This window comes from Candidatus Manganitrophus morganii (assembly GCA_021651055.1).
Classification (GTDB): Bacteria; Nitrospirota; Nitrospiria; order SBBL01; family Manganitrophaceae; genus Manganitrophus; species Manganitrophus morganii.
In genome coordinates this window covers 1288034-1300107 of sequence record JAJHOH010000001.1, presented here as the reverse complement: position 1 = coordinate 1300107, position 12074 = coordinate 1288034, and the positions used below count along the sequence as shown (strand labels likewise).

Below are 12074 nucleotides of genomic sequence, written 5' to 3'. Positions count from 1 at the left end.
CCGGCCTTTTTATTTGGAGTGAATGTTTTGAGAGGGTATCCAGTAATCCAGGTGCTGCATTTAAGTCTTGACATGCGATAGAGCGACGTAACATAGTATTCCTGTTGTTCGAATCGCCGGAATGGCTTCGAACGGATCATTCAAGTGATCCAGATTGACCGATCGTCTGTAGGGGGCGGGTTTTGAAACGGAGCACCAACCAACATTAAAGGAGGATCATCTTATGGCAGTACGCACTTCGGAAGCCACTTGGGAAGGAAATTTGAAAGAAGGAAAAGGAAAAATGAAGGTCGGCGCCGGCGCTTATGAGGGGCCATTCTCGTTCGCCTCGCGCTTCGAGTCAGGAAGCGGGACCAATCCGGAGGAGCTGATCGCCGCCGCGCTCGCCGGCTGTTTCTCCATGGCCCTTTCCGCCGGCCTGGGAAAAAATGGATTTAACCCGACGCGGGTCAAGACCGTCGCCAAGGCCCATCTGGAAAAGGTCGGGGAAGGATTCAAGATCACCCGGATGGAATTGAACTCCGAGGCGGAGATTCCCGGGATCGACAAGGCGAAATTCAATGAGATCGCCGAGGCGACCAAGAAAGGCTGCCCGGTTTCTCAGGCGCTCGCCGGGACCGAAATCACCTTGAACGCGAAACTTCTCTAATTTTGTTTTTGATCGGCGGGCGCCCGTCCGGGCGCCCGTCCCTTTTTCCCTTTTAGTTTTTCCCGACCTCCGGCCCCTGACCCCCGGCCCCTGCTTTCGAAGAAAGCCCCAGCCGCTCCAGCGTTCCCTGTTTGAGAAAGAGCCGATCGAAGATAAAAATGTGAAGCGCGATCGGACCGGAGGCGATCGCCGGAATGAGCGCTCTCACCACGAAACGAACGATAAAACTGGTCGGACCGCGAAGAAAGCGAAAGAGAGGGAGAACCCGGCTGATGACCGGAAGAAAACCGAGGGCCAGAATCGCGCCGGAGAAAAGAAGCCCTCCGATGGTGACCTGCCGGGCGAACTGCGCCAGAATGGTCGGCCCCAACACCTTCCAGAGCCAGAAGAGAAGGCCGATCAAAACAATCCCTGTGACGGCCGCGACCGGTTTTCTCAGCCTGAATATTTTCAGCACCCGCTCCCCTCCGACCTTGAGCTGTTGGAGGAAGAGCGGTGTCGGCTTTGCCATCAGCGGCGCGATCTCTAAGAAACGGCAGGGGGAAGGGGCGACCGGGGCCGACCCGGAGAGAAGCTCCTTAAAGGCCTTGCATTTCGGAATCTCCTGCTCGCTCATTTTATAACCGTCATACATCAACGCGTAAGCCTCCACGTCGCTGAACGAGTCGAGGTCGGTTCGAATCCGGGAGAGAAGATTTTGCACTTCGGAGGCGACGCCGAAGCTCTCGGAGGTGGTCTCGGGCAGCCGCTCCTTCTTTTCCGGCTCGGCCGGTTTTTCATCCGGGCCGATCCATGACACCGCCTGTCCCGAGAGCCCCCGCAACATGTGCATGAAGGCGACCGGCGCATCTTCATGTTGAATCAGACGGAAGAGCTCCTCTTCCCGGACCCGGTCCATCAAGATGCTGTTGGCCCGGCCGAGGACGGCGGGGATCGACGTTGTCGGCTGACGTTCATCCCGCATCTGCCCCGACGCGTCGCTGACGACGAACCGGGTGCATCCCAGGTCAATCAGCCCCCCGACCCCCTGATTATCATGCACCCCGCCGTCGACAAGCTGGACCCGAATGTCATGTGGATAAAGACCGCTGATCGCCAGCGGCGGGAAGAGTCCCGGAACACAGGCCGAGGCGGCGACCGCCAGGCCGAGCTCGATGTTTTGCTGCTTTTCGGTGATCGCGTCGTAGGAGGGAGGACGGCGCAGCCGGAGGTTCTTGTCGATCTCTTGGGCCACGATCCCGTCCCGCGGCGGCTCCCCCATCCGGACCGCCTCGAAGCGCCAGTTGTGGCCGGTGTTCAGAGAGGTCGCGTTGAGAAGGAGAATCGGCGCCTTCGCCCGGCGGCCGCCGTTGTCGTCCAGGGGGTTGAAGTCGGGCTTCCCCCCCTTCGGCTGAATCTTTAACTCTCGCATCGCAATCAGCGTGGTCCGGTTGGGATCGAGGACCGGTCGATAGAAATATTCGTCGTAGAGCTCGCCGATCCGGTCGCTCCGGGAGTAGTTCGGCAGGGCCATCCGGAGCGCTTTGAGCGGGTTGATAAAGGTCCGCATCCGGAGGTTCTGCTGGACGCCGCGCAGAAAATCTTGCTCGATCTGCCCGATGATCGCGACGTAGTCCGAGTCGGTCACCTCTTCGTCCCCCTTCGCTTCAAGGAGCCGCTTCACGTGAAGGTAGTAGAGGGCCCCGACGATCGAGCCGCCCGAGACGGTCGAGATTACCTCCACATGCCGGAGCAGGCCGAGCCGCGCCATCTGCGCCAGGACGCCGATGTGAAAGAAAGAGGCGCGAAAGCCCCCTCCCGATAAAGCGAGCCCCAGCCGATCCTGCCTCTGCGTGCTCTCCCCCTTCGGGGTTTCTTTCTCTTCTTTCTTTTCCATCACCGCACCTCCCTCTGCTCCCGATCTTCTTAAGGAGAATCCATTTCCCGCACCGATGATGTATCACAAATCGCTCCATTTGCTCCAGATCTTTTTTTACAAAAGAGGATTTGGTTTGACAACTATCCTTCCTCCGCATATCTTTTAAAAGCTTGATTGATTTCGATCGGCCGGTTTGGAGCTGCATGCCGCAAAGACCTCATCGATTTTATCGGCTCTTCTTCTTGATCCTGGCGCTCCTGATCGCGAGGGCCGCCGCGGGACAGGAGCTTCCCAAAATCGCTTTGACCGCCGTCCCATTGAGGGAAGAGACGATCACGATCGACGGCGCGCTCGACGAGCCGGTCTGGCGGTCGGCGGCGGAGGCGACCGGGTTCATTGCATCGGAGCCGGTCGACGGTCTTCCGGCCACTGCAGAGTCGTTCGTCCGGGTCGCCTACGATCAGAACAACCTCTACATCGGGGCCGACCTCCACGATCCCGATCCTCTCCTGGTCTATGCCGATGAGCGGCGGCGCGACGCCCTCTTCGACCGGAGCGACGCCTTCTCGGTGTTGATCGATCCCTATCACGATCACCAGACCGCATTTCTCTTCGAGACGAATCCCCTCTCGGCCCTCTCGGACGCCCTCGTCAGCCAGCAGGGGGCGAGGATCGATCGGGATTGGGACGGCCTCTGGGAGGCGGCGGCGCGGCGGACCGAGACCGGCTGGTCGGTCGAACTCCGGATTCCTTTCTCGACGATCCGCTTCGAATCGGGCGCCTCCCAGATCTGGGGGCTTCAATTCCGACGGCGCGTTCCCCATCTGAAAGAAACCTCCTTCTGGAGCCGGGTGAGCCGCGAACATCCCGACTTCGAAATCGCCCTCGCGGGACACCTCACCGGGATCGAGGCCTTTCATCAGGAGCGCCGCCTCTGGATCAAGCCGTACGGGCGGGGGTCGTACGAGATCAACCGGACCGAGTTGAGCGACGATCGCCATATCGACACCGACGCCGGCGGCGACTTCCGTTATAAGTTTCGGACCAACCTCACCCTCGATTTGACCTACCGGACCGACTTCGCCGAAACGGAAGCCGACCTCTTCCAGACCAACCTCACCCGTTTCCCTCTCTTCTTCCCGGAGAAGCGGGAGTTTTTCTTGGAAGGGAAAAACTTCTACGACTTCGGCCTCTCGGGCCGCGTCCAGCCTTTTTTCAGCCGGCGGATCGGCCTTGCACAGGGGCAGGTCATCCCGATCCTCGGCGGCGGGAAGCTGACCGGGAAGGTCGGGCCGTATGGGATCGGGTCGCTTTATATGCAAACGGAGGCGGACGAGGCGGTCGGTCTTCCGGCCGAGCGGTTCGGCGTGGTCCGGTTCTCGCGCGATCTCGGGGTGCGATCCAACGTCGGGCTGATTGCGACCGACCGGGCCGAGCGAACCCGCTCGGGGAGCCAGACCCTTGGCTTCGATACGGTCCTCGCTCCGAACGAACGTCTGAGTCTCGACGGCTTCTGGGCCCGCTCCGGCGGGGCCGATCGAGAGGCGCCGGGCCAGGCGCACTATCAGAATTTCAACTGGCGCGATCCCTTCTGGCGGATCAATGTCAGCCACCTCCGCGTCGATGAGGCGTTTGATCCGGCGCTCGGGTTCGTCCAGCAGACCGACCTCGACGAGAGCTTCGGTTACGTCGATATCCGCCCGCGCCCCGCCTCCGGCCCGATCCGCGAGATCGGCTTGAAGACGGAGATGACCTATCAGATGGAGACCGACGGCGACTTCCTCTACAAGAGCAACTACAACCGGGTGCAGGCCGACTTCTGGTCGGGCGATTTCCTCCTGATCAGCGTCGACCCGCAGCGGGAGCGGCTGCCGGAAGATTTCGAAATCCGCTCCGGCATCGTCATTCCGGCGGGGACCTATCACTACACGCACACCAACCTCTACTTCAACACCGACACGCGCCGGCCCTATTCCGGGATTGTCAGCCTGCTCTGGGGCGGGTTTTACGATGGAAGCCGAACCTCCCTTCTCCTCGACCTGACCGCCGCCCCCGGCGCCGGGTTGAAGCTCGGGGCCGGATGGCAGATCAACTGGGTCGATCTGCCGCAGGGGGAGTTCACCACCCAGATCATCAACGGCGATTTTTCCTGGTCTCTGACGAACTGGATGCTGCTTCAAGGGCTGGTTCAGTGGGACAGGGAAGCGCGCCTCCTCGCCGCGAACGTCCGCTTCTCCTGGGAATACCGGGAGGGGAGCCGGCTTTATCTGATCGTCAATCCCTCGCACCAGGGGGATGAGAATGCGTTGCTGGTTCTGACGAAGATCACCTGGCTCTGGCAGCCGCTTTAATATGAGCAACAAGTTATTCTCTGATTGCTTTGGGAAGTGATGACAGGTTAATCTCTCTTCTATCCGAATTCTTAGGGAGGATTGAAGATGACGACATCTGCATTTCAGGTTGGTTTCGTCGGCGTGGGGCGGATGGGGGCCAATATGGCGCGCCGATTGAAGGACAAAGGATACCGGCTGACCGCCGTCTACGACATCGATCAGGCGAGGTCGGCCTCCCTGGCGAAAGAGCTCAGATGTTCACTGGCTTCGACCCCGGCGGAGGTGGCGAAGGGATCGAATACGGTCATGACCGTTGTGACCGACGATGCGGCGATGCGCGTCCTTTTTTCAGCGTCGGACCCGGCCGGCCTCCTTCCATTCGGCGACGGCCGCCTTTTCATCAATTGCGCCACCCTCTCGCCGGAGGTTCATGTCGAAATCGAAGAGCGGGCTAAAAAGAATGGAGCGCAGACGCTGGAGGCCTGTATGGCGAGCAGCATTCCGCAGGCGCGGGAGGGGACCCTTTATCTGATGTGCGGGGGGGAGCGGGCGGTTTTCGATCGGGCGAAGCCGCTGCTCGAAGATCTCGGCCGGTCGATCCGCTACATCGGAAAGGCGGGGGAGGCGGCCAAGGTCAAAGCGCTGGTCAACATGGTGATGAACATCAACACCGCCGCCCTGGCGGAGGGGTTGGGGCTCGGCGCGGCGCTGGGGCTCGATCTGACCCTGCTGCGGGAGGTTTTCTCGCAGACCGGCGCCGCCTCCCGGGTGTTGGAGACCGACGGCGCCGACATGCAGAACCGGGAACATGACTGTTATTTTTCCGCCGCGCACGCGGCGAAAGATTCGGGGATCGCGTTGAAGCTTTCCGAGGATTACGGCTCGACCCTTCCGCTGGCCGAAGCGACTTATGCGCAGTACCGCCGCCTCATCGACATCGGAAAAGGGGAGTTGGACAAGTCGGCGGTGGCGGAGCTGACCTTTCCGGGGCGGGGCAAAGAATAGGAGAGGGTCGATTCTCCGAGCCGTTTCAACGGTATTCTCAATCACATTTGAGGCCGATGACCGACTTTTATATTGACTTTGCCTTCCGCGGAACGATAAACTCTCAACCGTCTTTATGAATTTTCTCACACCGCCGGCGCCGCTCCGGACCGGTGGTTCCTTCCTGTCAAAGACACCGAGAAGGTAACCGAGAAAGCGTAAAAGGATAGAGAAGGCACCGGCCTCTGGAGCGTTCCGATTCAGGGGCCGGCCGCATGATTGCCATGTTATCGAAACCATTTTACATCTTCAACCCGTTCGGCCGCTTCTTCGTGCCGCTCTTTTTCCTCCTCTTCCTCCTCATCGGGGGATGCGGCGGCGGAGGCGACTCGAAGGGACCCGCCGCACCCGTCGAATCGGACCCTGCCTTCTCCATGCCGTTCCCGAAGGGGATGTGGGCCCCTCTGCCCGACTCCGATCTGGTCATGACGGCCCAGGCGGTGATCGATCCGGGGACGGCCGGCGAACGAACGGTCGATCTGACGGTCGATCTTTCGACCAACCGGGTCACCGGCGAAATCGAGGGGGTTCCCGCCGGACCGCACACCGTCGAGATCCGGTATTTCATCAATCAGGTCCAGGTCGCGGCCGTCACCCTGAGTGTCGACGTCGTTCCCGGACAGAACAACCCGGCCGAAATCGCCCCGGCGGCGATCCGGTATGTTGAGGCGGTCTCGGACACTCTTTTCGTCGCCGACGCCGCCGACTCGTCGATCAAAATGTTCGATCGTTATTCAACGCTCCCGGGGGGCCGCGTTTCCACCTCGCCGACCCGCACGCTCCAAGGGGATCGCACCGGGATCGGCGCGCCGTCCTCAGGCAGTCTCTTTGTCGATTCGATCGGAGGCGGGCTTTACTTCGCCGACGCCCAGGCCAATTCGGTAAGCATCTGGCGCAATGCCGCAGCGGTGAACGGGGATACCCCGCCCGATCTCGTCCTAAAGGGACAGGCAACCCGGCTGCTCCACCCAACCGGGATCGCGGTCGATCCTTTTCGCAACCGCCTCTACGTCGTCAACAACAATGGTGAAATCCTCATCTGGAACGATCTTTCGTCCCTCGACGGGGAGGTTCCCCCCACCGCTGCTCTTGTCGCCAGTTTGTTTGCAGGGGACCATCCGGTCTTTCTCGACGTGAAGCGCGACACGCTCTACGTGGTCGACGACGGAGGGATCAGCGTCTTTCAGAAACTGAGCGGACTGACCGGAGAGATTCAAAGTTTGAACTCGGTCCCGACGATCCGGATCGCGGGGAGGGACCTGTCCCAAGCGGGGCTTGCGGGCGATTCGATCGGAGATCTTCTTTATATCTCTTCGCGGGATCTGAACGGGACGGTCTATCGGATCGCCGGCGCCTCCGCGGCCCCGGAAGAGGCCGAGCCCGCCGCAACACTGGCCGGGAACGAGACCGGCCTCGACCAAACCTCGGCGGTGGCCTTGGCCAGCAATGTGTTCATGGCTCTCAATCTGGCGGGAACCGAGATCCGGGTGTGGCATCAGGCGGATCAGAAGAGTGGGGACGCCTCACCGACGCAGATTTTAGAGCTGGATCCGAATGCTTCACCTGAGGCCCTCTTTTACGTGGCGACGCAGAATGGGGAGCGGGACCAGGCGGAGCATGTTCTGACCGTTCAAAAAAGTGGAGATGGAGGTGTAACAAGTGATCTTCCGGGAATCAATTGTGGTACCACCTGTACCACGCCGTTTCCAACTGGAAGTCAGGTGACGCTGACGGCGGTTGCCGAAACGGGTTCTACCTTTGCCGGGTTCAGTGGAGACTGCACAAGCGCGACGACCTCATGCACTTTCACCCTGGAAGCATATAGTGTGGTCACGGTCGCATTCAGTGACACCCAGGCGCCGGCGGCTCCTTCGAATTTAATCGCCTCGGTTGCCAGTGCCACTCAAATCGATCTTTCCTGGATTTTCTCGATCGATAATGTCGGTACGAACGGCTATTGGATTGAACGTTGTGAAGGAACAGGCTGCACCAATTTTTCTCGGATCAATACTTCCTTGACAACCGATACCAATTTTAGCGATACCGGTTTGGCATCAGGAATTGTCTATCGTTACCGGGTACAGGCCGAAGACGCGGCAGGAAACCTGAGTCCTTTCTCTAATATTGCGACAGCATCGACATTGGACACTGTTGCTCCGTCTGCACCGACAAATCTGACCGCGACGCCCGCCAGCGGCACCCAAATAAATTTGTCCTGGACCGCTTCCACGGACAATGTGGGAGTCAGCGGTTATTGGATCGAGCGTTGCACCGGAGCAACGTGTACTAACTTTGCTCGGGTCAACACCTCCTTGGTAGCTGCTACGATTTTCAATAACCTTGACTTAACATCCGCTGCCACCTATCGCTACCGGGTACAAGCGGCAGATGCCGCAGGAAATCTCAGTCCTTTTTCTGCCATCGTGAACGCGACAACACCCGACACAGTTAATCCGTCCACCCCGACGGGTTTGACCGCCACGGTAATCAGCGGCACCCAGATCAATCTCTCCTGGAACCCTTCAACCGACAATGTGGGAGTTACCGGTTATCAGATACAGCGCTGCCCTGGAACAACAAGCTGCACCACTGCCTTTACCCAGATTGGCACAGCAACCGGCACCAGCTTCAACAACACCGGCTTAACCAACGGCACTGCCTACCGCTATCGGGTGCGGGCCGTCGATGCGGCAGGAAGGCTGAGCAGTTTCTCGAATATTGCAACGGCTACAACACTTGACACGGCTGCGCCGACTGCGCCAACAGATCTGATTGCGACGCCAGCGAGTGGCACCCAGATCAATCTTTCCTGGACGGCCTCCACGGATAATGTGGGAGTCAGCGGCTACTGGATTGAGCGTTGCACCGGAGCAACGTGTACCAACTTTGTTCGAGTCAACGGAACGTTGGTGATCGCTACCACTTTCAATAACACCGGTTTGACCCCGGCTACTACCTACCGCTACCGGGTGCAGGCTGCAGACGCCGCAGAAAACCTTAGCCCTTTTTCGACGGTCGTTAACGCGACAACACTTGATACTACACCGCCCACGATCTCTAATGTGGTCTCTGGGAGTATTACGGAAACCGGTGCGACCATTAGCTGGGCAACAAATGAGGCTTCCGATTCCCAAGTAGAGTATGGAACGACAACTTCCTATGGCAACATCACCAACCTCAATACGGCGATGGTCACAAGCCACACGGTTGCACTGTCGGGTCTTTCCCCTTCAACGTTGTATCACTACCGGGTTCTGAGCAAAGATTCAGCGGGCAACTTAGCCACAAGCGGTGATTTCACATTTACAACCGATGACACAACTTCTCCTTCTGTTCCGGCCAATCTTAATGCAACTGCGGAGAGCGGTAGCCAGATTAATCTTTCCTGGGCTGCCTCCACGGACACTGTGGGAGTTACCGGCTACTGGATCGAGCGCTGCACCGGAGTCGCGTGCACCAACTTTGCTCGGGTCAACGCCTCTTTGGTTGGCAACACTACTTTCAGCAACACCGGATTGACACCAGCCACTACTTATCGCTACCAAGTGCAGGCATCCGACGCGGAAGGAAATTTAAGCGCTTATTCCAATATAGCGGTAGCCACAACACCGGACACGGTTTCTCCGACCGCGCCGTCAAACCTGACAGCCGCTGCTGCCAATAGTAGCCAAATTAATCTCTCTTGGACTGCGTCAACGGACAATATCGGGATTAACGGTTATTGGATTGAGCGTTGCCAAGGAGCAGGGTGCAGCAACTTTGCCCGTGTTAATACCTCGTTAGCAACGGTTCCCAGCTACAACGACACTGGGCTGACAGCCGGTACCAGTTACAGCTATCGGGTACAGGCTACAGATGTGGCGGGGAACCTCAGTGCTTATTCGAATATTGCCAGTGCGACGACTCCTCTTCAGGTATTCCCACTCAACGTCACTGTCATTGGGTCAGGGATCGGAATAGTTACCAGCGATCCGAATGGAATCAATTGTAAACCGGGCTGCCAGGCTGATTTTGAATCCGGGACAGTTATACTGATGGCAGTACCTAATACGGGATCTGACTTTACCCGTTGGTTGGGTTGCGACAGCGTAAACGGGACTTCTTGTACCGTTAACATGAATGAAGCGAAATCGGTAACGGCGACATTCACCCTGCAAACATTCTCACTCACCGTCACAATCGGGGGGACCGGCGGCGGCACGGTCACCAGCGATCCTATCGGTATTAATTGTAGATCGACATGCCAGGCGGATTTTGAGGCTGGTACCGTTACACTGACGGCGGCGCCTGACCTGGGCTCTGACATTAGTTGGTCTGGCTGTGACAGTGTAAACGAAGGTATCTGTACGGTTAACATGAATGCGGCGAAATCGGTGCAGGCCAACTTCGCCTTGCTAGGGCTATAGAGTAAGCTTCCTGAAGTGTTCGTCCCTTTTGACTTCCTTTTGGTGCCTAAGCCGTAGACCTCCCGCCCTCGATCAGTTATAATTGCCCCGATGCGAAAGTACTGGACGGTTTTTTGGGTCAATTGGCAGAACGCCCTGCAATATCGGGGGCCGACGTTTATCTCCGTCCTCGGAAACATCCTCCGGATCGGCGTCCTCCTCTATCTCTGGAACGCCATCTATCAAAGCGAAGGCCGCCTCGGCGACTACTCCCTCCCGGACCTCATCACCTACTACCTGCTGCAGCTGATCATCAGCAGCGCGGTCCTCTCTTACGCTAGTTGGGAGATCGTCGACCAGATTCGGGAGGGGACCTTCTCCAGCTTTCTCATCCGGCCGGTCAACTACCTGCACTATTGGTTCACCCTCAACCTCTCCTGGAAGGTCTTCGAGGGGCTGATGGTGGCGTTGGGGGTCGGCCTGCTCTCGTTTATCCTCATCGATTACATCTCGATCCCGTCGCGGCCATCGACCTACCTCTTCTTTTTTCTTTCATTGCTGCTCGGGATGGTCCTGGCGTTCGAGTTCGACTTTGCGATCGCCCTCCTCGCGTTTTGGCTGGTGCAGGCGAACGCGTTCAAATACATGCTGCAATACATCGTCTTCTTTTTCGCCGGGGCATTGCTGCCGCTCGATCTCTTTCCGAAGGCGATTGAAGCGATCGCCAACGTTTTGCCGTTTCGGTATCTTGCCTTCTTTCCCAGCCAGATCTTTCTGGAAAAGGAGGCCCATCCGGTCACGGGGCTGATGGGGGCGCTGGCCTGGTCGGTCGGCCTTTACCTCTTTCTGCGGTTTGTTTTGAATCGGGGGATCAAACGATATGAAGCGGTCGGCCACTGAAGTGAAAACGCAACCGTCAAAACAGGGTCTGATCCGGTCGCTTCGCCGCTACCTTTTTCTCTATCGGTCGTTTCTGGTCCACAACCTGAAGAACGAGATGATCTACCGGGCGAATTTCGTCATCGCCGTCATCATGGACCTCTTCTTCATGGGGGTGAACGTCGTCTTCTTCGCGATCCTCTATGCGAACGTGGAGACGATCGGCGGATGGACCTTTCATCAGACGATGGTCCTGGTCGGGAGCGTCGGGGTGGTCCGCGAGATCGCCTACCTGACCTTTCGGCAGGGGTTTCTGGAGCTGGGGGATTACGTCCGGACCGGGCGGTTCGATGCGATGCTGACTTCTCCCATGGCGGCGAATGCCCATCTCGCCTTCCGGCATGTTTCGCTGACGGAGAGTCTGGGAGAGGGGCTGATGGGGTTTGCGCTCGTGGCGTATGGCTTCGCCCATCTGGAGAACGCGACCTGGAGCAGCATTCCGCTCTATCTGTTGATGATCGCCGTCTCGCTTCTGCTTTATTATGCCTTCTCCCTGATGATCAACAGCGCCGTCTTCTGGCTGGTGAAGTCGCAGGAGCTGAATACGATTGTCTATTACTTCATGGACACCGCCCGTTACCCGCGGGAGATTTATCGCGGTTTGGGGAAGGCGTTCTTTACTTTCATCGTTCCGAGCAGCCTCATCGCGACGGTCCCCGCCTCGGTCCTCACCGGCCGGGCCGATCCCGCGTTGATCGGACTGACCATCGGCGTGACGGTCATCTCGTTGTCGTTGGCGCTCGTCGTTTGGAACTGGAGCCTGCACCACTACAGCTCGGCCAGCAGTTAAGACCTTTGATTCGTCATTCCCGCGAAAGCGGGAATCCAGAGGTTTGAGATGTTTAAACAGCCGGCGGTCTATATCT

General features: G+C 58.4%; 7 protein-coding genes. 6 read left to right on the top strand and 1 reads right to left on the bottom strand.

The features are described 5' to 3' along the window. The first annotated feature begins 223 nt into the window (after positions 1–223). Entirely contained in the window at positions 224–649 is a 426-nt protein-coding gene (locus MCM46_05745; protein MCG3111312.1) for an OsmC family protein, read from the top strand. 52 nt (positions 650–701) lie between these two features. Here the strand turns inward: MCM46_05745 and MCM46_05740 are convergent, their stop codons facing one another. Next, positions 702–2525 carry a patatin-like phospholipase family protein gene (locus tag MCM46_05740; protein ID MCG3111311.1) on the bottom strand — a complete coding sequence of 608 codons (1824 nt, stop codon included), beginning with the start codon at positions 2523–2525 and terminating at the stop codon, positions 702–704. A 185-nt stretch (positions 2526–2710) separates the two neighbouring features. On the opposite strand from MCM46_05740, the gene MCM46_05735 reads away from it, so the two are divergent. The 5 genes from MCM46_05735 to MCM46_05715 all read left to right on the top strand — a co-directional run bounded on the left by MCM46_05735 (position 2711) and on the right by MCM46_05715 (position 11998). After that, positions 2711–4858: a carbohydrate binding family 9 domain-containing protein gene (locus MCM46_05735; protein MCG3111310.1), complete on the top strand. Its 2148-nt coding sequence runs from the start codon at positions 2711–2713 to the stop codon at positions 4856–4858. A gap of 87 nt (positions 4859–4945) precedes the next feature. Further along, positions 4946–5845, top strand: coding sequence for an NAD(P)-dependent oxidoreductase (locus MCM46_05730; GenBank protein ID MCG3111309.1), 900 nt, complete (start codon positions 4946–4948; stop codon positions 5843–5845). A 254-nt stretch (positions 5846–6099) separates the two neighbouring features. After that, on the top strand, positions 6100–10290 hold the full coding sequence (locus MCM46_05725; GenBank protein MCG3111308.1) for a fibronectin type III domain-containing protein: 4191 nt from the start codon (positions 6100–6102) through the stop codon (positions 10288–10290). Positions 10291–10380: 90 nt separating this feature from the next. Beyond that, on the top strand, positions 10381–11169 hold the full coding sequence (locus MCM46_05720) for an ABC-2 family transporter protein (GenBank protein ID MCG3111307.1): 789 nt from the start codon (positions 10381–10383) through the stop codon (positions 11167–11169). Next, complete coding sequence (locus MCM46_05715; GenBank protein ID MCG3111306.1) at positions 11150–11998, top strand: ABC-2 family transporter protein; 849 nt, start codon at positions 11150–11152, stop codon at positions 11996–11998. Before MCM46_05720 ends, MCM46_05715 begins: the two co-directional genes overlap by 20 nt. Positions 11999–12074: the final 76 nt, after the last annotated feature.